The 24,533-nt window shown below is 57.4% G+C and carries 17 protein-coding genes; 8 read left to right on the top strand and 9 right to left on the bottom strand.

The window, feature by feature from the left end; translation table 11 throughout:
• Positions 1–25 precede the first annotated feature (25 nt).
• The 6 genes from WH298_RS23310 to WH298_RS23285 all read right to left on the bottom strand — a co-directional run bounded on the left by WH298_RS23310 (position 26) and on the right by WH298_RS23285 (position 6,507).
• On the bottom strand, positions 26–1,366 hold the full coding sequence (locus tag WH298_RS23310) for an MFS transporter (RefSeq protein ID WP_049852820.1): 1,341 nt from the start codon (positions 1,364–1,366) through the stop codon (positions 26–28).
• A gap of 54 nt (positions 1,367–1,420) precedes the next feature.
• Positions 1,421–2,053, bottom strand: coding sequence for an RraA family protein (locus WH298_RS23305; RefSeq protein ID WP_049852819.1), 633 nt, complete (start codon positions 2,051–2,053; stop codon positions 1,421–1,423).
• Between the two features lie 503 nt (positions 2,054–2,556).
• Complete coding sequence (locus WH298_RS23300) at positions 2,557–3,330, bottom strand: FCD domain-containing protein (protein ID WP_180824320.1); 774 nt, start codon at positions 3,328–3,330, stop codon at positions 2,557–2,559.
• Positions 3,331–3,408: 78 nt separating this feature from the next.
• The gene (locus WH298_RS23295) at positions 3,409–3,726 is read right to left on the bottom strand and encodes a PTS sugar transporter subunit IIB (RefSeq protein ID WP_009128277.1); all 318 of its coding nucleotides are present in this window, start codon (positions 3,724–3,726) and stop codon (positions 3,409–3,411) included.
• 9 nt (positions 3,727–3,735) lie between these two features.
• On the bottom strand, positions 3,736–5,163 hold the full coding sequence (locus WH298_RS23290; protein WP_180824233.1) for a glycoside hydrolase family 1 protein: 1,428 nt from the start codon (positions 5,161–5,163) through the stop codon (positions 3,736–3,738).
• A gap of 9 nt (positions 5,164–5,172) precedes the next feature.
• Positions 5,173–6,507, bottom strand: coding sequence for a PTS sugar transporter subunit IIC (locus WH298_RS23285; protein WP_049852816.1), 1,335 nt, complete (start codon positions 6,505–6,507; stop codon positions 5,173–5,175).
• 168 nt (positions 6,508–6,675) lie between these two features.
• On the opposite strand from WH298_RS23285, the gene WH298_RS23280 reads away from it, so the two are divergent.
• From WH298_RS23280 to WH298_RS23265, 4 genes are all read left to right on the top strand, one after another.
• Positions 6,676–6,987, top strand: a complete 312-nt coding sequence (locus WH298_RS23280; protein ID WP_180824232.1) for a PTS lactose/cellobiose transporter subunit IIA — start codon at positions 6,676–6,678, stop codon at positions 6,985–6,987.
• 213 nt (positions 6,988–7,200) lie between these two features.
• Positions 7,201–7,512: a type II toxin-antitoxin system TacA family antitoxin gene (locus tag WH298_RS23275; protein ID WP_009128269.1), complete on the top strand. Its 312-nt coding sequence runs from the start codon at positions 7,201–7,203 to the stop codon at positions 7,510–7,512.
• Positions 7,493–8,026, top strand: coding sequence for a GNAT family N-acetyltransferase (locus WH298_RS23270; protein WP_009128267.1), 534 nt, complete (start codon positions 7,493–7,495; stop codon positions 8,024–8,026). Before WH298_RS23275 ends, WH298_RS23270 begins: the two co-directional genes overlap by 20 nt.
• A gap of 72 nt (positions 8,027–8,098) precedes the next feature.
• Positions 8,099–8,728, top strand: coding sequence for a LysE family translocator (locus WH298_RS23265; RefSeq protein WP_180824231.1), 630 nt, complete (start codon positions 8,099–8,101; stop codon positions 8,726–8,728).
• Between the two features lie 58 nt (positions 8,729–8,786).
• Here WH298_RS23265 and WH298_RS23260 read toward each other — a convergent pair whose 3' ends face one another.
• Together WH298_RS23260 and WH298_RS23255 are read right to left on the bottom strand one after the other, a co-directional pair.
• A complete protein-coding gene (locus WH298_RS23260) occupies positions 8,787–9,272 on the bottom strand; it encodes a hypothetical protein (protein ID WP_007891284.1) in 486 nt (161 codons plus the stop codon).
• 172 nt (positions 9,273–9,444) lie between these two features.
• Positions 9,445–11,631, bottom strand: coding sequence for a TonB-dependent siderophore receptor (locus WH298_RS23255; protein ID WP_180824230.1), 2,187 nt, complete (start codon positions 11,629–11,631; stop codon positions 9,445–9,447).
• A gap of 276 nt (positions 11,632–11,907) precedes the next feature.
• Between WH298_RS23255 and fes the strand changes: the two genes are divergently transcribed.
• From fes to entS, 4 genes are all read left to right on the top strand, one after another.
• On the top strand, positions 11,908–13,266 hold the full coding sequence (fes, locus tag WH298_RS23250) for an enterochelin esterase (RefSeq protein ID WP_180824229.1): 1,359 nt from the start codon (positions 11,908–11,910) through the stop codon (positions 13,264–13,266).
• Complete coding sequence (locus WH298_RS23245) at positions 13,259–13,480, top strand: MbtH family protein (protein WP_049851145.1); 222 nt, start codon at positions 13,259–13,261, stop codon at positions 13,478–13,480. The genes fes and WH298_RS23245 overlap by 8 nt, the downstream gene beginning before the upstream one ends.
• Before the next feature lie 104 nt (positions 13,481–13,584).
• Positions 13,585–22,011, top strand: coding sequence for an amino acid adenylation domain-containing protein (locus WH298_RS23240; protein ID WP_180824228.1), 8,427 nt, complete (start codon positions 13,585–13,587; stop codon positions 22,009–22,011).
• Between the two features lie 105 nt (positions 22,012–22,116).
• Complete coding sequence (gene entS / locus WH298_RS23235; RefSeq protein ID WP_180824227.1) at positions 22,117–23,379, top strand: enterobactin transporter EntS; 1,263 nt, start codon at positions 22,117–22,119, stop codon at positions 23,377–23,379.
• On the opposite strand, the gene fepB is transcribed toward entS, so the two are convergent.
• Positions 23,376–24,326, bottom strand: coding sequence for a Fe2+-enterobactin ABC transporter substrate-binding protein (gene fepB / locus WH298_RS23230; protein ID WP_238344515.1), 951 nt, complete (start codon positions 24,324–24,326; stop codon positions 23,376–23,378). The genes entS and fepB overlap by 4 nt on opposite strands.
• Between the last annotated feature and the right edge of the window lie 207 nt (positions 24,327–24,533).

Genomic DNA, 24,533 nt, shown 5'->3' with positions numbered 1-24,533 from the left:
AGATGTGAGCTGATTGCTACGGCGTTCACTCGGCAGCGAGTGGCTTACCGGCGGTTTCTTTCAGATACAGCGTGCTGATGAGCGTCAGCGCGGCGGTGAAAATCACCATATAGCTGGGAATACTGGCGATGCCGGTCAGACCGATTAGCCAGGTCATTAGCAATGGCGCGGAGCCGCCAAAGATCACCGTGGAGAGGTTGAAACCGATGCTGTAGGCGCTGTAACGCACGTTGGTAGGAAACATTTCGGCCAGCGTGGCTTGAATCACGCCAGCATGTCCGGCGAAGGCAAAGGCCAGCAGAATCGCCGCCATACACGCCAGCGGGAACATGCCGAGCGTCAACAGCCAGAAACAGGGCCAGGCCAGCACCGCCATGGCGATAGCGGAGGCCACCAGCAGCGGCTTACGCCCCAGACGATCCGACAGCCAGGCCATCATCGGAATCGCGCCAATAATGGTGATCAACCCGCAGGCGGTGACCATCAGGCTTTGAATCTGCTGGAAGTGCATTACTTTGTTCAGATAAGTCGGCATGTAGACAAAAAGGATGTAATAGCCAGGTCCGTTGACCGCCGGCAAGGTGATCGCCAGCCCAATCGCTTTCAGATGACGCTTTGAGGAAAGCACTTCACGCAGCGGATTGCGCACCACGCGCTTGTTGGCTTTTACCATCTGAAAGTGAGGCGTATCTTCAATGCGCGTGCGGATGTAGACGCCAATCAACGCCATTGGAATAGCCAGCAAAAACGGCACGCGCCACACCCAGGCGGTCATCGCCTCGCTGCCGAACACGTTGATCAATCCACTGATCAGCAAGCTGCCGAACAGCAGAGCGATAAACGATCCCATTACCAGCGGTGACATCACCATCGCGCGGCGGTGATCTTCGGCGTACTCCGCGACGAACGAACCCGCACCGGAGACTTCACCACCGGCAGAAAAGCCCTGCACAATGCGCAGCAAAATCAGCAGCGCCGGTGCCGCCCAGCCGATGCTGGCGTAGCTGGGCAGCAGGCCAATTGCCGCTGTCGCCAGTGAAATCATCAGCAGTAAAATCGCCAGCAGCTTCTGACGCCCCATTCTGTCGCCGAGATAACCGCAGATCACGCCGCCAAAGGGGCGAACAAAAAAACTCACGGTGAAGCCGAGGTAAGTCAGCATCAGGCCTGAGTCGCTGCTACTCATGTCACTGGCGGAAAACACCAGCACCAGCGAGCTGACTAATAAGCCGTAAATACCGTAGTCATACCATTCAACAAACGAGCCGACACCGCCCGCCAGAGAGGCGCGACGTACGACGTTATTTTTGGTTGTTCCGTCCTTCGGCAAAGCGTAATCCATTGTTACCGCATGTGATTTCGTCATTGGTTTGCCCTGAAAGTGTGTTGATACATCCCCGGAATTCGTGAAGCCAAAGGCTTACTTATATTGACGCGTCACTTCTGCCGTCATCTCTGCTTCACGGCGTGCGACTTCCTGCACCGCCGCTAATACCGCCTCTGCACGCCAGAACGGAATGATGATGACGCCATCATCGTCGCCAACCACAATATCGCCGGCGCAGCACACCACGCCGCCAATCGCGACCGGCTCACCGATGACGCCAGGACCGTTTTTGAACGGACCTGCCGGCGTGGTGCCGCGACAGAATGTGGGTAAGCCGGTGGACTCAATCACGCTGCGATCGCGAACCGCGCCGTCGATAACCTGCGCCACCGCACCGGCATGCTGAAAACGCTGCGTCAATTGCTCGCCCACCAGCGCCCGATCGATGTGTCCCTGGCCGTTGATCATCATCACGTCGCCCGGCTGGATGTAATCCAGTGCGCGAATCACCGCAGCGTTATCGCCTGCCGTGACCTGCACCGGAAAGGCAAAGCCGACAAATGCCGTTTTTGAGGAGACCGGAACAATGCCACCATCGCACATATTCAGTCTTTCCATCGCGTCACCAATATTGGCAACCGGAAATTCAGCAAATGCCGCCAGCCATTTATTCTCTGGGCGCTGCCATGAGGTAGAAATACGCACTTCAGCCGTTTCAAGAGCCATTGTTGGTCACCTTTAAAATGAGAAATAATTAGCAAGTGAGAAACTTTTATCATTTTAAAAAATGGATATGCAACGGTTTTTTTACATGAATATGACAGGTGCGAGGTTTTAAATTAACCACGAGATGGGGAACTTATTCGGAATAATCACAAATAAACATATGATAGATAACAATAATTTTAGTAAGTTATTTATTACCTGCAGCTGGCATAAATCGAAATAAAGCGGCTTATGCGCTGATATATTGTTTTCTTATGTCGATTTCATGATGAGCAGCACAAATTCAGTGCATTATTTATTAAATTGAGGGGTGAGCGTCACAAATTAGTGCAGGAGTTAATAAATCATCATAAGCAAATAAACAATGCCTGCAGTTTTCAGTGGTTAAATATTTGCGGGTAGAGTTAAATTGCACCGCTGCGGTGCGTAGAGGGATGAGTGGTCGCCATAAATGGCGACCCTACGAAAGGCTATGCCGGTTTTCCTGGATTAACTCATTATCATCACATCAATTTTCCCTGGAAAATCGGCACTGATTCGAACAGATAACCGTCGAAGTCTGGTGCATCCGCATCGGACAACTCTAGCAGCGTGTTCTTGACGTTTTCCAGGTGCTGCCACATCGCCTGCCAGGATCCCATCACATCACGACGTCGCAGCGCCGCCAGAATCGTTTGATGATCGCCTAACCACTTCAGGCGATAGGCGCGGGTTTCATACTGCGGTCGCAGTTGCTGCCAAAGCGGGCTGGCTTCGTGATGACGCCAGACGCTGGTGACCGTGTCGAGCAGCATCTGATTTTGCGTTGCGCCTGCTAACAGCAAATGAAATAACTTGTCGTTATCCTGGCTGCTGTCATTGAGTGCGATGGCGCGCTGCTCCTGCTCCAGCGTACGACGCAGGTTTTCGATATCGGCTTTGGTGGCCATTTTGGCGGCGAAGGCCGCAATGTTGCTCTCCAGCAGCTGACGCGCCTGCAACATCTCGAACGGGCCGACATCACTGCGGAAAAAGGCCTCTTCTGCATCTTCACTGGCGGAAGGAATGCGCATCACGTATACGCCGGAGCTCTGGCGAATATCTACGGTGCCTTCCAGCTCCAGCATCAGCAACGCTTCACGCACAATGGTGCGGCTCACGCCCCAGGTTTCAGCTAACTGGCGCTCAGGCGGCAGTCGTGAGCCAACGGGATAATGGCCATCAAGGATTTGCTGACGCAGATGTTGACCAATTTCCTGATACTGCTTTTTCTCTTGTGGCGCTCCGGCTTTTTCCACGCTCTCACCCTTTTCCATCATGGTGCACCAGGTCCGGTCGCATCCTCTGCGAGCCGGAACCCTACTGCTATCTGGGCGCTAGTGTACCAAAGCCAGCGCCTGATCGAGTACCTTTGCACCATTCAACGTGCCGTACGCCACGCTATCAATCACCGCAATCGGCAGCTGATAGCTGTCGGTCAACTTTTTATTCTCCTCCAGCTTAAAGCGTACCTGCGGCCCCAGCAGCACCACGACCACCTCCTGGCCGTAATTTTGTAACTCTTCACGCAGGTTTTGCTCGGGAATGGCATAAATTTGATACGCAAGGCCACGTGCTATCGCCTCTTTTTCAATGCGGGTGACCAGCAGCGAAGTCGACATGCCGGCCGCGCAGGCAAGAATAATACGTTTCATAGGTCGTCCTTATTTGGCTTCATCGTCAATATTGAGGGTCAATTGCTGCGAGTCACGCAACTGACGGAACCAGTGCGCCGATTTCTTCATCCGCCGCTGGCGTTGATTGTCGAGATCAATCTCGATCAGTCCGTAGCGGTTTTTGAACGCATTCATCGGTGAAACATTGTCGGTAAACGCCCACAGCATATAGCCCAGACAGTTGCTGCCCGCTTCACGCGCGCGCACCGCCTGGTAAAGATGTTCAGCAATAAAGTTAATGCGGTAGTCGTCCTGAATTTCCCCCTGCGCATTCTTAAATTGCGCTTCGTTTTCGATGCCCATGCCGCTCTCCGCCACAAACCACGGCAGATTGCCGTACTCCTCTTTCATACGCTGCGCCATGTCGAAAACAATGCGCGGCTGAATTTCCCAACCGCGCGAACTGTTCATGCGGCGGCCCGGTAGCTCAAAATGCTCGTAATAAAAAGCGGGGTGAAACGGCGTCTCCGGATGCCAGGCACGAGAAGGCGCTTTCACCCGATGCGGATAGTAAAGATTGAGCCCCACTTCATCGACGGTATTGGCGGCGATGATCGCCAGCTCCTCCTCCGTCGCGTCCCACTGCACGTCATGTTTAGCCAGCAGCTGCAGCATTTCAGCGGGATAGGTGCCTTTGATCGCCGGGTCGAGAAATACCCGGTTATAAAACAGATCGTAGCGTTGCGCGGCTTGAACATCGTGCGCGGCCGACGATCGCGGATAAGTCACCTCAGGATTAAGAATGGTGCCAATCGTGCCGGCGTATCCCTGCTGGCGGAACAGTTTCACCACCTTCGCCGTGGCAAGATTTTTATGGTGATTCCACTGCATCCATTTATGCGTGTTCTGCTCATAGGGCCAGCGTATCGCATCAAGATAGACGCGGGTCTGCACCACAATCGGCTCATTAAAAACAAACCAGCGCGTCACTTTTCCGGCGTAGCGGGCAAACACCTTTTCGACATAGCGCGTAAATAGCTCGACCACATGCTTTGACTGCCAGCCGCCATACGCCTCCAGCAATTGCAGCGGCAGTTCGTAATGTTCGAGGCATAACATCAGTTCAATGCCCTGGCGCTGCATCTCATCAATCAACTGGTCGTAATAGGCCGCGTACTCTTCATCAACAATCGCGTTCTCATAATCGGTGAGAAAACGTGACCAGTTGATGGAGGTGCGATAGTGCGTCAGCCCTGCCGCTTTCATTAACGCCACATCTTCGCGAAACCGGTTGATAAAATCCGTCGCCACTGCCGGCCCGTAACCGTTATGCCAGACATGACGATCCTGCTGATACCAGGCATCGAGGTAAGAGTCCTGCCCCGCTTTTTTGCCACTCCAGCCTTCGGTTTGCCAGGCCGACGCCGCCGCGCCGAGAATAAAGCCTTCCGGCAGCCTAATGGTGTGCTTACTCATAGGTTCTCCTTAATTTTGTGCCAGCTCTGCCTGCAAATTTTTCGCTTCCGCCGCTTCAGCTCGACGCGCAGCCACTTTGACAAAGGGCAGATAAATCAATACCGAAACCACGATGCAGATAATTTGTGTCACCACCGCGCCCATCGAACCGGCGGTAGAGAGCCACGCGTTGATAATCGGCGGCGTGGTCCAGGGAACCATCACCACCGCTTTACCGGCGAAACCCATCACCGTGGCGAAATAGCCAATCGAACCGGTAACCAGCGGCGTAATGATGAAGGGAATGGCAAGAATGGGATTGAGCATGATCGGCATACCAAAAATCACCGGCTCATTAATATTAAACAGGCCCGGTCCAAACGACAGTTTGGCGATTTCACGCATCTCTTTACGTTTGGTGGCAATCATCACCGCGGTTAACAAACCAATCGTCAGGCCTGAACCGCCAATGCTCATATACACATCCCAGAACGGCATGGTGATGATGTTTGGCGCTTCCTTACCCTGCTCGAAGGCGTTCATGTTGACCAGAATTGCCCCCAGCAGCAGCGGCTCGCGAATCGGTTTCACCATTTGGTTGCCGTGAATACCAATCACCCAAAACAGCTGGGCAACAAACATCAACAGCAGAATGCCCCACAGGCTCTGCACCACTGACTCCAGCGGCTGCTGCACCACTTTATATACGGCGTCATACAGGTACATGCCGGTGATCTGATGGAAGATAAAGCCAAAGGTAGCCACCAGCGTGACGGTGATGATCGACGGAATCAGCGCGGAAAATGACGCGGCCACGTTCGGCGGCACGGTATCCGGCATCTTGATTTTTAGCCGCTCAACCTGCTCCAGCCGGCAATAAATCTCCACCGAGAGAATGGCAATAAACATGCCGAGGAACAGACTTTTGGTATCGGAGAACTGCTTCGCCAACACATCGGTGACCACATGCATCTGCCCGTCCACCAGCATTTGCAGCGTGGTGGGCGTGACGGAGATAAAACAGATGATCGCCAATAAGCCCGGAAACAGCGTTTTAATGCCGTTGATGCGGCCGAGTTCAATACCAATCAGGAACACTGCACCAATATTCAGAAAGCTCAGCGTCGCGTAATTAATACTGCTGGTGATCGGTTTTAAATCGGCGAGAAACGACAGTGACGCGAAACTGGCGAGGCCATTTTTCGGATCGAGCACCATGTTAGAAATCAGCACCGAAAAAGCACCGACAATAATCACCGGCATCAAGGTAATAAACGAGGCTTTGATCGCCATGATGTAGCGGTAGCTGTTGAATCGCGTGGCAAAGCTACCCAGTGAATCGATAAGACGTTCCTGTAGAGACATTGGTCAACCCTCAGCGGTTTTAAGTGTTATGCATGAGCTTGATGGTTCGTGGCATACCAAAATGGCGATTATCGTGATTAATTTCTGTGATCCTGCTCGCGGAACCTCTTTTTGGTATTCCGGTAGCATCGTTAACGTTAATTTGGCATACCAATAAGTGAGGCGGCTATGGATTTTGAACAAACGATGATGGAGTTGCTGATTAATGCCGGTGAGGCGAGATCGCAAGCCATGATGGCGATTCAGCAAGCTCGCAAAGGCGACTGGCAAGGGGCGGATGACGCGTTAGCGGCGTCGGACGAAGCTGCAAAGGCGGCGCATAAGATCCAAACTGCGTTAATTGGCGCCGATGAAGGCAGCGGCAAAGTGCCGGTCACGCTGATTATGGTGCATGCACAGGATCATCTAATGATGGCGATGCTCTGCCGCGACCTGGCGGGCGAGTTAGTGCTGTTGCGTAAGGAGTTGCAAGGTCACTGAAGTTAAAACAGCAAAATCCAAATGGAGGATGAATTTAATACGGCTATTAACCGTACGCATTGACATGATTATGCGGTAAGGGTAATTTGTCCACATACGGTTATCAGCCGTACAAGGCTAACTGAATTGAAAGACATCACTCATAATGCAACGCTGCATAAGTTTAAGGACTGACGTCAACAGGAGGCGTTTTTACTCTACGAGGCTCTCGCTATGCCAAAAGTACCCGCACTTAGTACCGATACGCGCGCTGTTAAAGATGCGCGCGTCGAATTAAAAACCAGTTCAAATCTTAAAGAAGTTCTTAAGGAAGCAGCTACCGCTGCAGGATTAGATTTGAGTGCCTTTATCTTAAATGCGGCGCTTGAGCGTGCAGAAACCGTTTTGGATAATCAGCGACGTCGTCAGCTTTCTGAAGAGAGTTGGCAGCAAGTGAATCAGCTCATGTCTGAACCTGCAGCTCCGACGCTGGCATTACAAGCGTTGATGCGAAGGAAAAGAGCAGATGGAAAAGTCGACAAATAGCACCGACGTTATGGTGTGCGCTTACCAGGCAGACATCACCTATCCCGGCAATAAACACTTCGATTGCGGCAATGCAATCATTAATTCCTTTGTACGCAACTCGCTTAAAAAAAGCGTAAAAGATGGAAACTGCGCAGCTAAAGCGTTGATCGACGCTAACACAGGCGAGCTGTTAGGAATATGTACGTTCAGCGCTTATTCCCTATTGAAGCAGAAACTTACTGGTGTGTTGTCAGGTTCAATGCCAGCTGAAGTAGGCGTTGTGCGCTTAGTCATGCTGGGAGTGGCAATCCGTGAACAAAAGAGAGGTTATGGCCAGGATCTGTTGGGGGCATTCTTCGACCACGTCAAAATAATTCATGATGCATTGCCTGTAAAAGGCGTTTATCTGGATGCCGAACCGCAAGCCGTGAATTTTTACACCCGTCTGGGGTTTGTAACATTGCATGAGCCGCCAAATGTATTTGGCGCAATCCCGATGTTTCTGGCGATTCAACACATTCTGGCGGCATGAAGCATATTCATTAGGAAAGCAGCCGTCTGGCCGATATAACAGAATGTTAACAAAGCCATTGCAGAGGAACCTATGGCGCTTTCACATGAATTGATTTTGATCTACACCACTTATTTCGTCGCCACCGCCAGTCCGGGTCCCAGCAACATGGCGATTATGGGCACGGCCATGAAACAGGGACGCGGCGCGGCGTTAGCCTTAGCCAGTGGCGTGATTGGCGGTTCGATGATGTGGGCGCTGTTGGCGGCCTGCGGCGTACTCACCGTGTTGGCTACCTTCGCGCAACTGCTGATTGTGCTGAAGATTGGCGGTGGTTTATATCTGCTGTGGCTGGCCTATAAGGCTGGAAAATCGGCACTGCGTAAGTCGGATGTCGGGGAATTAGCGCCGGGCAACGAAAAAGCGCGTTTTGGCACAATGTTCCGTCAGGGGATTTTAATGCACGTCGGCAATCCCAAGGCGATCCTGACCTGGGTAGCCATCATGTCGGTAGCGCTTAAACCGGGCGCCGCTGCGTCAACCTTACCGATGATTATCGCTGGCTGTGCGGCAATTTGCGTGCTGGTGTTTGGGGGCTATGCGCTGCTGTTTTCCACCGCAGTGATGGCAGCCTTCTATCGCCGCATCCGCCGTGGATTAGATGCGCTGCTGGCCTGTTGCTTTACCGTTGCGGGTTTGAAGTTGGTGTTCAGTCGCAGCTGAGGTCGATACGGTCGCCATAAATGGCGACCCTACAGAGCACGCGGCGCTCAGAGCAAAATCAGGAATTATTCGGCGGTGTAGCGTCGGTTTCACTGAACGCTGGCTTCTGACGCGTAACAGAATAAACCACGTTTTTCGGGCTGTTTGGATCGGTGGTGACATCCACGGAAGCAATCGTCACTTTGCCAAAACCAAATAGCGTCTGCACGTAACCACCAATCTGGTGTTTACCCGGCGCCACGCGAATCTCGCGCTTCTCACCCTTCTTCAACAAACCGGCATCCTGACCATCAACCGTTACATAAACGGAAGAGCCGTCATCGGTGCGCGTGACCAGATGCGAAACGTTGATTACCGTTGGGCCGGTCTCAAAGGGAGAAGGCGAGTCATTGTTGTCGATGGGTGCGCCGGTCGCAGGCTGGGCCGCGGAGGTATCAGCGGCGGCTGTGGTGTCAGTGGATGTACCGGTAACGGCGGCAAGGCGAGCGCAGCCGGTAAGCATGATTGTTGCCATCAGAGTGGCCAAAGTGAAACGCGATAACATCGTGACGAAAAACCCCTGCTAAATGAGAAGCGTTCATTTTAGCGTGCCTTGCAGAGTGATGACAGTCACACAAATACAGTATTTTCCGAAAACCGGTCAGGAAATGTTTCATTGGCAGGCGTGCCGCACGCGATGTGCAACGAAACGGCGGCCGGTCAGGCCGCCGCGGGAATTACCAGCTGTAGTTAACCGAGGCGACGATCGAACGACCGCTGCCGTAGAAGCAGGCGCTGGAGTTACTGCAAGAGGCTACGTAGTGCTTATCCGCTACGTTATTAACGTTCAGCTGCAGCGTGGTGCCGCGCAGCGAATTCATCGCTTCACCCAGCTCATACTTTGCCATCACGTCATACAGCGTGTAGTGCGGCACGTTGTCGGTGCCGGTCTCATCCGCTGGCGTGGTGCCGGTGTAACGTACGCCGCTACCCAATGTAAAGCCGTTCAGTACGCCATCAAGGAAGGTATAGCTGCCCCACGCTGACGCCGCATGACGCGGAATGCTCGACGGTGAGTGACCAATACGTTCGGTGATGCTGCTCTCTTTGGTCACCGCATCGGTGTAGGTATAGGCGGCCAACAGTTTGATCTCAGGCGTAATCTGCGCATGCGCTTCGGTTTCAATACCCTTCGAACGCACTTTACCGATCTGCTCGTTATAGCCCGTCACGTTGTTGTAGGCAGTGATATTTTTCTGCGTGATATCAAATGCCGAAACGGTAAAGACCGCATCCCAGCCAACCGGCTGATACTTCACGCCCACTTCCGTCTGTTCGCCGGTGGTCGGTTTAAACGGATCGGTGCCCGGTGCGCCGCTGCTCAGGTTTGGCTCAAATGAAGTGCTGTAGCTGACATAAGGTGAAATCCCGTTATCAAACGCATACAGCAAACCCGCGCGGCCGGTAAACTTGTTGTCATTCTGCTGGGATTCGCTGTTATCGGTGCGATCCTGGGTGCGAATTTCGCTCCAGTCATTACGCCCCGACAGCAGCAGATTCCACTGATTCCACTCCAGCTGATCCTGCAGATAAACGCCAACCTGATCGAGCTTCTTGCGCGTGCTGGTGGTCAGCGTCAGATCGTTCTCGTTAATACTGATACGCGTAGGATTAGCCCAATCGAGAATGTATTGATCGCCCCTGTCGAGCCACAGTTTGTTATCGACGTCGCTCCACTTGTAATCCAGCCCGCCGAGCACAGTGTGCGCGACATTGCCGGTATCAAACGTGGCTTTCAGCTGGTTATCCAGGCCCAACTCTTTCGACTTGATCTTGTCGTGCTGCGGACGACGGTTGATCGAGTGATCGTTATCGGCATCAAAGGTATACACCAGATATTTGTACGATTCGTCCATGTTGCTGTAGCGCAAATTCTGCGTGAAGCTGACGTTGTCGCTCAGGTTGTGCTCGAAGATATACCCGACTGACGTCTGCTCGCGCTTGGCTTCGTTGAAGCTCGGATCGCTAACGTTGAAGTCGTAAGGAATGAAGCCTGCGCTGCTCTCTTTCAAGGTCCCGCTGGCGGGCAGGAAGTTACGATAGCCCGCTTTTGGCTCGTTCTGATACATCGTCAATAGCGTGAAGCTGGTATCGGCATTGGGCAGCCAGGTGATCGCTGGCGCAATCGCCATTCGCTGCTGTTTGTTGTCTTTGACGAACTCATGTTTGGTGCTGGCGATGCCGTTCAGGCGGTAGAACAGCGTGTTGTCATCATTCAGCTTGCCGCCGAAATCAAACGCCGCTTCACCCAAATGCTGATTGCCGCTACTGAGCTGTACTTTGTGAATGCTCTGCGCGGTCGGGCGTTTGCTGGTCATGGCAACAATACCGCCCGGATTCACCTGGCCGTACAGCACCGAGGCTGGGCCATGAATCATCTCTACGCGCTCCAGCAGCCAGGGATCGATCTGCCCTGCTGCGCCCCCCTGACCGGACAAACCATAGCTCAGCCCATCCAGGAACTTCGGCGCATAGCGGAAACCGCGCGCAATGATCTCATCGTTACGATTGGAGTTGCCGCGATAGTTAGTCAGCACGCCGCTGGTGTAGCTCAGCGCATCTGCCACCGAGGCCGCCGCCTGGTCGTCCATCTGCTCGCGCGTAATCACCGAAATGGATTGCGGCGTTTTACGCAGCGGCGTGGATGTTTTAGTGCCTGCCGCGCTCTCTTTCGCCACATAACCCTGCAGCGGTGAGGTCACACTTTCACGCGTATCGGCATTCACGGTAAGGGTTTCTTCCGCGGCCGCGCTGAATGCCGCAGGTGCCAGCAACAAAATTGAGGCCAGGGAGAGATATAACCGATTGAATCTGAATTGCAGTGCCACAGCAGGTATTGCTGATTTTTTTGCGTTAACGGACATAGTTGCCATCTCTGTTTCAAACTGCCTTGTAGATGAAATAATCCGTTCGTTCGCCATGCCCAACGGCGCGGCTGTAACGGATTGAAATATTACTGCCTTGAGTTATTTACGGTCCTAATCTCCCTGCGTGACGTCCTTCACAAAATAATCCACTGAAAATACGAAGGTTTATTAGGCGCGAAAAATCATATTGCAAATGTAAATCGTTATCAATAGCATTTGCATTAGCTTTGATTAAGTAAAGATCATGAACAAAATGTGGAGATGGATTGCAGGATGTTTCTAGCTAGCGCAGATAAAATGACAGATGAGTGGTTGCCCGCCGGGACAGTTGCGCAATGGTTGCAGCAGGCAGATGTGGGTGAAGATGGCTGGTGGCAGCGGCTTTACGCCGCCGGAACGCCGCTGGTGGAGCGTGACGACACCGGCCAAACCACCATGCACTTCTTCTGGCGCGATCCCGAAGGCCACTCCGCACTTTCATCCACGCAACGGGTGTATGTCGATATTAACGGCGTTACCGATCACCACAGCGAAGCACCGGAAAGTTTGCTGCGGGTGGGCGACAGCGACGTCTGGCATTGGTCGACGCATATTGAGTCAGACTGGCGCGGCAGTTACAGCCTGATCCCCGCCACCGCGCAGCAGTTGCCACCGCTGTTTTGTGGCGACGAAGAGGCGTGTCGCGCGCTGCAGCGCAAATGGTGGATTTCGCTGATGCCGCTGGCGATTCCCGACAAACTCAACCCCACGCCGCCGTTTCTCAGCAGCCGACGCTTTGCCCTGAGCAACGCACATATGCCGGATGCGCCGGATCAATCCGCATGGCGCGCGCTGGATGCCGGACTGGCTGAAACCTGGCCTGATGCGCTGCAAACCTTGCAGTGGCACAGCGAGTTGCTCAACGTGACGCGCAACGTCTGGCTGTACAGCACCGGGCAAACCGATCGGCCTGAACAGCGTCCGCTGGCGATTCTGCTCGACGGACAAAACTGGGTGTATGGCCAACCGATTTTCAGCGCGCTGGATCAGGTCACCGCGGATGGCGAACTGCCGCCGACCTGCTGGCTGTTTATCGATGTCATCGACAGTCAGCATCGCGAAGCTGAATTGCCGTGCAACGCCACCTTCTGGCAAGCAGTGCAGCAGGAACTCCTACCGCTGGCGCGCCAGCACGCCGCGTTCAGCAGCGACGCCAATCGCACGCTGGTGGCTGGGCAAAGTTACGGCGGACTGGCCGCGCTCTATGCCGGTTTGCACTGGCCGCAGCGCTTTGGCCGCGTTCTGACCCAATCCGGCTCCTTCTGGTGGCCCAATCTGCAGTACATCCGCGATTACGCCAACCGCGAGCATCACGCGCCTGGCCTGCTGCTACAGCGTCTGCAGCAAGGCACGCTGCCGCCGGGCAAGCTGAAGATCTTTCAGGAAGTGGGCGATCGCGAGGCCGACATGGTGTACGTCAACCAGCAGATCGCCCCGGTGCTTCAGGCTGCAGGCCATGAATTACATTTTCGCCGCTACGCCGGAGGGCACGATGCGCTGTGCTGGCGTGGCGGTTTGATCGACGGCTGCCGCTGGCTGCTGGCCGATTTTCTTTCCCCAACCTCACCCTCTGAAGGTACTCATCATGTCTGAACAACAAAATCCGTTTGATAACGATGCGCTGGATTTTCTGGTGCTGCTCAACGCGCGCCAGCAATACAGCCTGTGGCCAGCGTTTGCCCCGGTACCGGCGGGTTGGCATAACGTGGCAGGGCCGCTAACGCGTGCCGCCGCCATCGCGTTTATTGAAGCCAACTGGCACGACATGCGACCAGCGACGCAACAGACGTCGTCTACCGCAGCCTGATTTTCACTTTTAATCATTTAATTAATTTATTCCCATCATCCTTCGGGTTGCAGCCAACGCCGCTGCAGCCTGAAGGATGACGGGAATCAGACAGGAATTGTCCTTTGGCAACGTACAAACAACCTCCCTCTGCGGCCTATCCTTTGGTGGCGGCGCAGCCCGGCATCTGGATTGCTGACAGCATTGCGCCGCAGCGCAATCAATTTACCGTGGCGCACTACAGCGTATTGCACGGCAACATCAACCGCGCCGCGCTGGATAGCGCTATTCGTCAGGCGATGGCCGAAGCGGATACCGTGCAGGCGCGCTTTGGTCTCGACGATGAGGGCAATCCAGCGCAGTGGTTCAATGCACAAGCACCCATCGCACCGGAATGGCACGATTTCAGCCAGCGCGCCGACGCCAGCAGCCAGGCACACAAGCTAATGCAGGCGGATCTCGCCGCTGAGCTGCCTGCCGACGGCGACAAACCGCTCTATCGCCACGCGCTACTGCGCATCGGCGACGGCAGCTGGCTGTGGTATCAGCGTTATCACCATTTGCTGGTGGATGGTTTCAGCTTTGAAGCGCTGACCCAGCGCGTCGCGGCGATCTACGCCGCCGTGTGTGCCGGTGAAATGCCAGCGCCCACGCCGTTTACCCCCTTCACCAGCGTGATTGAGGAGTATCAACAGTGGCAAGATTCTGCCGCCTTTACTCGCTCAGCCAGTCACTGGCATAGCTACGCAGCGGAGCTGCCGGAAACCCTTTCGCTCTCCAGCGAAAGCGTGACCGCTGCTGGCGCGCGCCCAATCAGCTGTCAGATGACGCTGCCGCAGCTGGCAGCGCTGCGCCAACAACCACAGCTCGCTGACAGCAGCGAAGGCGATATCGTCAGCGCCCTGTTGGTCGCTTATCTTGCACGCATGAGCCATCGTGCGCGCTTATCGATTGGCTTCCCGTTTATGCGTCGCATGGGTTCAGCGGCAATCTCAACGCTCGGACCGGTGGTGAACGTCTTGCCGCTGATTTTTAGCGTCAGCGATGAGATGACGTTGCCGGATTTGGTGCAGCAGCTGCAGGGTGAAATCCGCAAAGCGCGCCGCCATCAGCGCTATGAGGCGGAGCAACTGCGTCGTGATTTGGGTCTGGTTGGCAGCAGCCAGGCGCTGTATGGTCCGGTGATTAACGTCAAGGTCTATCACGACGATCTGCAATTCGATGGTCATCCTGCCGCCACCCATACGCTGGCGATGGGCCCGGTTGACGATCTGGAATTTGAAGTGGGCTTCCGCGATGGCGCACTGCAGCTGACGCTGGTGGCAAATCCGCAACGTTACGATGGGCAAACGCTACAACGTCACGCCGATCGCATCAGCCATCTGTTAAGTCAGCTCGCCTCACAACCCACACTCACCCTTGGTGCACTGTCATTATTGGCACCGCAGGAGCAACGCGATCTGCAGCGCTGGTCTAGCGGCCCAACTATCCTGCCACCCGCCAATACCACCACTATCGTGGATATCCTGCTGCAACGTGCCGCGCAGCATGGCGATGAGATCGCGGTGGTGTGCGGCGAGCATAGTCTGAGCTATCGCCAGCTCGCCGATCGCGCCATGCAGCTCGCGCATCTGCTGATCGCCCGCGGTCTGCGCGCTGACGACGTAGTCGCCATTGGCATTCCGCGTTCGGTGGATTCACTGGTGGCCATCTTTGGTGTGCTGGCGAGCGGCGCGGCCTATATGCCGCTCGATCTCGATTACCCGCGCGAACGTTTAACCCTGATGTGCGATGACGCACAGCCTAAACTGCTGCTGACACACACCAGCACGCTGGCACAGATGCCGGTGCTGCCGCATCTGTGCATCGATGATGTAGCGCTAAACCATCAACTTAACGCCCACGCCAGTTGTCCGCCGGTCACCCAGCTGTGCGGCGACGATCTGGCTTACATGATCTACACCTCGGGATCGACCGGACGTCCCAAAGGCGTGATGAGCACCCATCAGGGCTTGCTCAATCTGTTCCTGTCGCACCGCGAACACCTGTTCGGCCCGGCGATTGCGCGCTTTAGCGCCAATAGCCCGCGCCGCATGCGCGCCGGTCACACCGCGTCATTCTCCTTCGACTCCTCGTGGGAACCGCTGTTCTGCATGCTGATGGGCTGCGAGCTGAATATCTTTGACGAAGATCTGCGCCGCGATGCCTGGGGATTGATTCAGCAGATGAATGCGGTGCCGGTCGATTTGCTGGATATCACGCCGTCGTTCTTCTCGCAGATGATCGACAGCGGCCTGCTGGAAGCCGACAACCATCGCCCATCGTTTGTGATGATTGGCGGGGAAGCGGCGACGCCGACACTGTGGAAGCTGATGCAGCAACAGCAGCAGATGGAGATCCACAACTATTATGGCCCGTCGGAATACACCATCGATACGCTCGGCGCCAATGTCATGGCCTCGCCGCAGCCGGTGATTGGTCGTCCGGTGGGAAACAGCGAAGTCTATCTGCTGGATAACCAATTGCGTCAGGTGCCCATCGGGTGTGCTGGCGAACTGTATATCGCCGGAACCGGCATCGCGCGCGGCTATCTGCGTCGTCCCGATCTCACCAGCGCACGCTTTGTTGCCAACCCGTTCCGCGCGGGCGACGTGATGTATCGCAGCGGCGACCTGATGCGCTGGCGTCAGGATGGCCAGCTGGCCTTTATTGGCCGTACCGATCACCAGATTAAAGTGCGCGGCTTCCGCGTCGAACTCGGTGAAGTAGAGAACGCGCTGGTGGCGCTGCCGGAAGTCAGTACCGCCGTGGTGATCGCCGAAGTGATGGGCGCGACGCATCGCTTAATTGGCTACTGCTCGGTGCAGGATGACGCGCTACGTGCGGATAGCGCGCTCAACGCGCGTTTATTGGCGCAGCTCGCCACTCAGCTGCCGGATTACATGGTGCCGCCGGTGTTGATGGTGATGGCGGAGTTGCCGCTTAACGTGAATGGCAAGATTGACCGTCAGGCGCTGCCGAAGCCGCAACAGGCGCAGCAGAGCCAAGGCCGCGCCGCCAGCACGCCGCAGGAGCAGCTGATTTGCTCGGCGATCGCGGGCCTGCTCGGGTTGGAAAGCGTAGGTGCCGAAGATGACTTCTTTGCGCTCGGCGGTGACAGCATTTCGGCGATGGGACTTAGCACCGCCGCGCGCCGCGCCGGTTATCTGCTGCGTCCGCGCGAAATCTTCGCTGAACGTACCGCTGCACGCATGGCGCGTGATTTACAGCCGCTGGCGCAGCACACCAGCGGCGAGCGCGTGGCGCAGCAGGGCGCGCTGGGCGGATTGCCGATCCTGCATTGGTTCAATGCGCAAGCGGGCATCAACGCACGCTTCGCGCATGGCGTGCTGCTGTCGGTGCCGCCGCAGTTACAGCTCGCGCAGGTAGAACAGCTGATCGATCAACTGGCGCAGGCGCATCCGGCACTCAATGCCTTCACGCGCGGCGATCGGCTGGTGGTCGGCGAAACGCTGGCGTCACGCCCTGCCCGCGTACGCGCCTTGGCCGTGGAGGATCGCGATAGCGCGGCGGAGCAGGCGTTTAGCGAGGATGCTAACGCGCTGGATCCGGCGGCCGGTGCGCTACTCAAAGCCACGCTGCTGCAACAACATGGCGCCAGCTGCGCACTAGTGCTGACGCTGCATCATCTGATCGTTGATGGCGTTTCCTGGCGTGTGTTGCTGGATGAGCTGCAACTGGCCGGTGAAGCGCTGCTGAATAACACGCCGCTGACTCTTCCCGCCGAGGAAACCTCGCTGCATGATTGGTCGGCGTCCTTGCTGGCGAACCTCACAGCGCGCGCTAACGAAATGCCCTTCTGGCAACAGATGCTGGCTGAACCGCTGCCGCCCATTGGACAGCGCGCCATACAGCTCAGCGATCGCCAACAGCATCAACGCACCCTGCTGGATGCAGCCACCACGCATGCGCTGCTCAACACGCTGCCGCACCATTATCGCGCCACCAGCGAAGAGTTACTGTTGACGCTGCTGACCCTTGCGCTGCGCCAGCATAACGGCAGCGCCTTGCAACGCGTCACGCTGGAGTCGCACGGTCGCGCTGAACTGCATGCGCAGCAGGATCTGGCGCGCACCGTCGGCTGGCTGACGGCGGAGTTCCCGCTGCTGCTGCCGTTGCCAGACAATCCACACGCGCCGCTCAATGACAGCGTGCGCGCGGTGAAAGCGGTGCTGCGCGCGGTGCCGGATCGCGGTATCGGTTACGGTCAGCTGCGCTGGCTCGATGCGCATCGTAGTGTGGCGCTGGCCCAGCTGGCGGCACAACATGCGCCGCAGGTGCTATTTAACTACCTCGGCCGCTTCACGCAGCGCAGCGGTTACTGGTCGCCACAGCGCACTGCGCAGCAGTTCCGCGACACCTTTGCGGTGCTGCAGGATGAGGCGCTGCCGCTGCAGCACGCGCTGGAACTCAACGTCTTCGTCGAGGAGCAATCTCACGCGACGCAGCTGGCGCTTAACTGGAGCTGGGCCGCCGGCGTGCTGAACGCCGAAGCGATTGAAAGTCTGCATCAGGCCATGGCCAGCGGCGCACAGGCGTTAATGGCGCTGGCTCACCAGCAGCCGCAACAGGCCGCCAACACGCTGGTCGCCGCCGACGTCGCGCTTGCAGGCATCGACGATGCAGTGCTGCAACAGCTGTATGCGCGTCACGGCGCTTTTAGCCATGCGTTGCCGCTGCTGCCGTTACAAAAAGGCCTGCTGTTCCACGCACAAACCAGCGCGCAGCAAGGCAGCTATAACTCGTTAACGCGCCTAACGCTGAGCGGCGCTATCGATGTGACCTCGGTACAGCAGGCGCTGAACGCGGTGCTGCGCCGTCATCCACAGCTGGCGGCACGCTTCGACGCCGAACTCAGCCTGCAGCCGCTGCAGCTGTTACCAGCAGGTGAACTGCACTGGCCGCTGAAGGTGCATCAGTTGACTGATGAAGACGAAGATCAGGCGCTGCTGGCGCTGGAGCATCAGGCGCTGGCGCAGGATCTGTTCAACCAGCCGATGATGCTGCAGGCCACATTAATCGCCCATCGCGACGGCCTGCGCTGGACGCTGCTGCTCAATGCGCATCATCTGGTGGTGGATGGCTGGTCAACGCCGGTGATCCTCCACGATCTGCTTTGTGCGCTGCGCCAGCAAACCTTGCCCGCGCACAGCAGCAGTTACGCCGATATTGTGCGTCAGCTCAGCCAGCGCGACAGCGATGAAGCGCGTCAGCAGTGGCAGGCGTGTCTGCGCGAGGTGCGGCCGACGCTGCTCTATCCGCAGGCCGCCGACAGCGCGGTTCATGAGCAGCGCATTACGCTGGATGCCACGCTGGAGCGCGACCTCTATGCGCTATGCCGCGCACGCGGATTAACCCTGAACAGCGTGATGCAGGGCTTATGGGGCCTGATGCTGTCCGTCGCCAGCGGCCAGCAGGATGTGGTGTTTGGTGCCCCGGTATCCGGTCGTTTTGGTCATATCGATGGCATCGATGAGCACGTTGGCCTGTTCAGCAACACGCTGCCGGTACGCATGCGGTTCGATCATCAGCGGCCACTGCTGGAGCAGCTGGCCGATCACCAGGCGCAGCAAATTCAACTGATTGAGCAAGATTGTCTCGGTCTGGCCGAGATTCAGCAGCTGGTCGGCGCGGGTACGCTGTTTGATACCCTGCTGGTGGTGGAGAACTATCCGGACAACCAAACGCTGCTGGATGCCCATGCTGCCGTGCGCTGCGAAGCGATTCACAACCGTGGTTACACGCACTATCCGCTGACGCTGCTGGTGCTGCCGGGCGAACAGCTGACGCTGTTAATGGAGTATCGCGACTGCGTCACTGAGCCGCAACGCCTCGCCGAGCGGCTGTTACTGCTGCTGCAGCAGCTGGTCTCCACGCCGGATCTGCCGCTGGCGCAGTGGCGACTGCAAACGCTGGCTGAGCAATCGCTGCTTGCCTGGGTCAACAACACTGGCGTGCAGCTGGAAACCGAAACCCTGCAGCAGGCGATTGCCCAGCAGGCGGCGCGTACCCCGGACGCGTTGGCGCTGCTGGACGTTGAACATCAGCTGAGCTACGGCGAAATGCAGCGTCAGGCAAGATTACTGGCGGATCGTCTGATTGAAGCGGGCGTGATGCCGGGCGATATCGTTGCCGTGGCGCTGCCGCGCTCGGTTCGCCTTAGTATCGCGCTCACCGCCATTCTGCAAGCGGGTGCGGCGTATCTGCCGCTGGATATCGGTTATCCCGATGAGCGTCTGGCTTATATGGTGGACGATGCGCGGCCATGGGTGGTGATCACCGAATCCGCGCTGGAGAGCCGCTTTGCCAGCTTTGGTACGTTGATGCTGTTTGATGCCTTAGCCGCCAGCCAGGCGCAGGCCCGCCACAGCCTGCCGCCAGCGGATGCCCAGCGCCCGGCATACGTCCTTTATACCTCGGGTTCCACCGGCAAACCGAAAGGTGTGGTGGTGAATCAACACGCCATCGTCAACCGCCTGCGCTGGATGCAGGCCAGCTATCCACTGCGCGCCGACGATGTGGTGTTGCAGAAAACGCCGTGCAGCTTTGATGTGTCGGTATGGGAGTTCTTCTGGCCGCTGATGACCGGCGCGCAGTTGCTGATGGCACCGCCGGAGGCGCATCGCGATCCGCAGGCGCTGTGGCAGCTGATCGACGACTATCACGTCACCACCCTGCACTTTGTGCCCTCGATGCTGGCCGCGTTTGTCGGCCATCTGGCGGCACAAACTGACCAGGCTTGCCCGAGCCTGCGTCGCGTATTCTGCAGCGGTGAAGCGCTGGCGTGCGATTTGGCGCGCAGCTATCAGGCGCTGATTACCGCACCGCTGCACAATCTGTATGGCCCGACAGAAGCCGCCGTCGATGTCACCTGGCAACCGGCCAGCGGCAGCGCGCTGGAGGGGCTGAACGGGCCGGGCGTGCCGATTGGTCGTCCGGTGTGGAACACGCAGCTGCATATTCTGGATAGCCTGCTGCGTCCGGTGCCGGTTGGCGTGCCAGGCGATCTCTATCTCAGCGGCGTGCAACTGGCCGATGGCTATTTGCATCGTGCCGATCTCACCGCGCAGCGCTTTGTCGCCGCGCCGTTTGCCGAAGGGGAACGCATGTATCGCACCGGCGATATCGCCAGCTGGCGCGCCGACGGTGCGGTGGAGTATCTGGGGCGCAGCGATGATCAGCTGAAGATGCGCGGACAGCGCATTGAGCCGGGCGAAATCGAACAGGCGTTAGTCGCGCTGCCAGGCGTGGCGCAGGCCGTCGTTGCGGCGCGCAGCCTTACGCAGCAGTCGACACCGGGCGTCGATAACCGTCAGCTGCTGGGCTGGCTGGTAGCAGATGCGGGCGCCACGCTGGACATTGAGCGCGTGAAGCAGCAGCTGGCAGAACGTTTGCCTGCGCATATGCAACCGGTCAGCTATCTGCTGCTCGACGATCTGCCGCTGAGCGCCAACGGCAAGCTGGATCGCAAAGCGCTGCCGATGCCGCAGCTCAGCACGCGCAGCGGTAGAGTGCCGGACAGCGCCAACGAACATCTGCTGGCCGATCTGTTCCAACAGCTACTGGGCTGCGACAGCGTGTTCGCCGATGACGATTTCTTCGCGCTCGGCGGCCATTCGCTGCTGGCAATGCGCCTGGCGGCAGAACTGCGTCGTCGTGATGTGCCGCCGCTGAGTATTGGGCAGATCATCGCGGCACGCAGCGTGGAGAAGCTGGCGGCGCTGCTCGACGGCGACGCCAGCAGCGAAACCGGCGGCAACGGTGAACGGCTGCCGCTGCGCGCAGGCAGCGGCCCCACGCTGTTCTGTATCCATCCGGCATCCGGTTTCGCCTGGCAGTACAGCGCCCTGCTGCACTATCTGGACGGCGACTTCCCAATTGTCGGCCTGCAATCGCCGCGCCCTGGCGGGGTAATTGCGGCGTGTCACAGCGTGGAGGCGATGTGCGACCAGCATCTGGCGACGATCCGCCAGCAGCAGCCGCGCGGGCCTTACTTCCTGCTCGGCTATTCACTCGGCGGCACGCTGGCGCAAGGTATCGCCGCACGTTTGCAGGCGTTAGGTGAAGAGGTGGCCTTCCTCGGCCTGCTGGATACCTATCCGGCAGAAGGTCAGGACTGGCGCACGCCGGATGCCGATGAGGCGGAGCGCGAAGTGGCACGCGAGCAGGCCGAGTTTATGGCCGCGACCGAAGACGAACGCGATCCACAGCTGCGGGCGGAGAAAGCGGCGATGTTTAGCACCATCGTGGCCAACTACAAAGACGCCGTAGCGCGCCTGGCGGAAGCGCGCACCCCGCGTTATGCCGGCAGCGCCACGCTGTTTATGGCGCAAAAAACCGTGCCGCCGGATATGGATGTCCGCGCCAGCTGGGCGCCGTTTGTGGATGAGCTCACCCTGTTCCCGCTGGATTGCGAACACGCCGATATTCTCTCAGCGGATTCGCTGAAAGTGTTGGGGCCGTTGATAAATCAGCTGTTAGCTGGGCGTTAAACAAGGCACACACCGTAGCGGCGCGATTTATCGCGCTCTTTTTAAAGACGCGCAATGAATTGCGCCGCTACGGGTGATGCAAATGGGATTTATTGTTGGAGATATATGGCTAAGCCCTCGATATTTTTAGATTTTAGTTTGTTGAAAAACAACGCATCGTTCCGCGCGATTTTCTGCGCTCGCATGCTATCGGTGTTTGCGCTCGGCATGCTGGCAGTGGGCGTACCGGTGCAGATTCAGGCGATGACCGGTTCCACGCTGCAGGTGGGCGTGGCGGTGATGCTCGATGGCATCGGCATGTTTATCGGCCTGCTGCTCGGCGGCGTGCTGGCCGATCGCTACGATCGCCGCAAGCTGATTCTGTTCGCACGCGGCACCTGCGGTATCGGCTTTGTGCTGCTCAGTCTGAATGCCTTCAGCCCGGCGCCTTCGCTGCTGGCGCTCTATTTCCTCGCCTTTTGGGATGGCTTCTTTGGCGCCCTCGGCATGACCGCGCTGATGGCGGTTATCCCGCTAATTGTCGGTCGCGAACATCTGGCGGAAGCCGGCGCACTCAGCATGCTGACGGTACGCCTCGGCGCGATTCTGTCACCCGCGCTCGGCGGCATGATCATCGTCGCAGCAGGCGTCGGCTGGGCCTTTGCCGTCGCCGCTATCGGCACGCTCGCCACGCTAATTCCGCTGGTGCGTTTACCGACGATGCAGCCTGAACAGCAGGAGCCAGAGCATCCGCTGCGCGCGCTGGCGAGCGGCATGCAGTTTGTCTGCCAGCATAAAGTGGTCGGCGCGGTGGTGCTGGTTGGATTGCTGCTGAGCATGGTCGGTGCGGTGCGTATCCTGTTCCCGGCGCTGGCGCTGGCGTTTCACGCCGATGCCTCGGCATTAGGTTTGATGTACTCGGCGGTGCCGCTGGGTGCGATGATTGGCGCGTTTACCAGCGGCTGGGTGCGACAGTTAACGCGTCCGGGGCTGGTGCTGATTGGCTGCGCGCTGCTGGCGTTTGCCTGCATCGCCTCGCTCGGTCTCTACAGCCATTTGCTGCCCGCGCTGCTGGCGCTGGTGTGTTACGGCTACAGTAACGCCATCGCCTCGCTGCTGCAGTTTATGCTGACGCAGCATCATACGCCGGATGCGCTGCTGGGCCGCGTGAACAGTCTGGGAACGGCACAGGATGTCACCGGCGATTCGGTGGGTGCGCTGGGTTTAGGCGCGCTGGCACGGGCGCTGGCGCCGCTGAGCAGCGTGCTGTGGTTTGGCGGCCTGGCCGCGGGCCTGTTGGTCCTGCTGTCGCTGGCGGCGCGCGGCCTGCGCACCGCGCGTCTTAACCATCAGCCGGAGACACCGCAGCCGGCCACCGCCGATGCTTAATGCGAGAACTGCCGCTCGATGCTGCTGAGCATATTGTTGGCGCTGTAGTAATCAAGGCGGAAAGTGTCGTTACCCATGGCAAAAATGTCGTGCTGCTGCACCGCTGGCAAATGGGCGAGGAACGGATTCTTCGCCACCTGCGGCACGGTTTTTTCATCGGCGGCAAACAGCAATAGGGTGTTGCCGGTGATGCCATCGGCCATGTTTTCCCCGCTCATCTGGATAATGTCATTGCGCTTGCCCATGCTGGTGCTGCCCTGGAAACTGGCGGGCGGCGCGGCTAAGGTAAAACCTAAATCCTTTAACAACGCGCCCTGCGCCGACGCCGGTGTCCACAGGTTTAAACCCCGCCCATCTTCGTAATAGACCAAGGCAGAGGTTGGCTGCGGCGGCAGCGTAATCTTTTTGCGCACCGCGGCAACGCGCTGATCGAACGCCGTAATGACCTGTTGCGCATCCGCGTCGTGACCGGTGATCTCGCCCAGCTGCAAGGCCAGCGCCTGCCAACTCTTATCGCCGTAATCGATCACTAAAACCGGTGCGATGGTGCGTAGCTGATCGTAAAGACGCAGCGCCGAATCCCCGCCGGTAGCGGCCATCACAATCAAATCCGGGGCTTCGGCAGCAATCGCTTCGGCGTTCGGCTGCGACACATACAGCGGTTTTACCTGACGCGCTTTCGCCACTTCACTCCACTGAGTAAAGAAGCCCTGCGCATCCGCGACGCTGCTGTTGCGGCTGGTGGCGCCAGAGCCGATCAGCGGCGCGTTAATGGCCAGCAAGGTGCCGCTCAGCGTGACGCTGGTCGAAACAATACGCTGCGGCGGCTGTTGCAACGTAAATGGGCCTTGCGGTGTTTCGATGGTGCGCGGCCAGCTGGCGTTGGCCTGGACGTTAGTGCAGATAACAAATAGGCTGAGCAGCAGAGAAAGAGCGGGGAAACGCATCAGGTTGTCCATGACTTGATAGTTGAGAATAAATATCATTATCAAAAATACAGCGGTGTGCAAGGGAAATTGGAGAGCGGATGCCCTCACCCTAGCCCTCTCCCGCAAGCGGGAGAGGGGATGTTTAGGTAGAGAATAATGTTTAGGTGGAGTGGAATGTTTAGGTGGAGTGGCGATATTTATGGTGAGCACCATAGGCCCCCTCTC

The sequence above is a fragment of the Pantoea nemavictus genome, assembly GCF_037479095.1.
Classification (GTDB): domain Bacteria; phylum Pseudomonadota; class Gammaproteobacteria; order Enterobacterales; family Enterobacteriaceae; genus Pantoea; species Pantoea nemavictus.
Note: the sequence above shows the minus strand (reverse complement) of the source record. Positions and strands in the feature narration are given on the sequence as shown.

Bases quoted from the DNA above. Each gene is read 5' to 3' on its own strand.
- WH298_RS23310 (WP_049852820.1), bottom strand. From the start codon at position 1,366: ATGACGAAATCACATGCGGTAACAATGGATTACGCTTTGCCGAAGGAC.
- WH298_RS23305 (WP_049852819.1), bottom strand. From the start codon at position 2,053: ATGGCTCTTGAAACGGCTGAAGTGCGTATTTCTACCTCATGGCAGCGC.
- WH298_RS23295 (WP_009128277.1), bottom strand. From the start codon at position 3,726: ATGAAACGTATTATTCTTGCCTGCGCGGCCGGCATGTCGACTTCGCTG.
- WH298_RS23290 (WP_180824233.1), bottom strand. From the start codon at position 5,163: ATGAGTAAGCACACCATTAGGCTGCCGGAAGGCTTTATTCTCGGCGCG.
- WH298_RS23285 (WP_049852816.1), bottom strand. From the start codon at position 6,507: ATGTCTCTACAGGAACGTCTTATCGATTCACTGGGTAGCTTTGCCACG.
- WH298_RS23280 (WP_180824232.1), top strand. From the start codon at position 6,676: ATGGATTTTGAACAAACGATGATGGAGTTGCTGATTAATGCCGGTGAG.
- WH298_RS23275 (WP_009128269.1), top strand. From the start codon at position 7,201: ATGCCAAAAGTACCCGCACTTAGTACCGATACGCGCGCTGTTAAAGAT.
- WH298_RS23270 (WP_009128267.1), top strand. From the start codon at position 7,493: ATGGAAAAGTCGACAAATAGCACCGACGTTATGGTGTGCGCTTACCAG.
- WH298_RS23265 (WP_180824231.1), top strand. From the start codon at position 8,099: ATGGCGCTTTCACATGAATTGATTTTGATCTACACCACTTATTTCGTC.
- WH298_RS23260 (WP_007891284.1), bottom strand. From the start codon at position 9,272: ATGTTATCGCGTTTCACTTTGGCCACTCTGATGGCAACAATCATGCTT.
- WH298_RS23255 (WP_180824230.1), bottom strand. From the start codon at position 11,631: ATGTCCGTTAACGCAAAAAAATCAGCAATACCTGCTGTGGCACTGCAA.
- fes (WP_180824229.1), top strand. From the start codon at position 11,908: ATGTTTCTAGCTAGCGCAGATAAAATGACAGATGAGTGGTTGCCCGCC.
- WH298_RS23245 (WP_049851145.1), top strand. From the start codon at position 13,259: ATGTCTGAACAACAAAATCCGTTTGATAACGATGCGCTGGATTTTCTG.
- entS (WP_180824227.1), top strand. From the start codon at position 22,117: ATGGCTAAGCCCTCGATATTTTTAGATTTTAGTTTGTTGAAAAACAAC.
- fepB (WP_238344515.1), bottom strand. From the start codon at position 24,326: ATGCGTTTCCCCGCTCTTTCTCTGCTGCTCAGCCTATTTGTTATCTGC.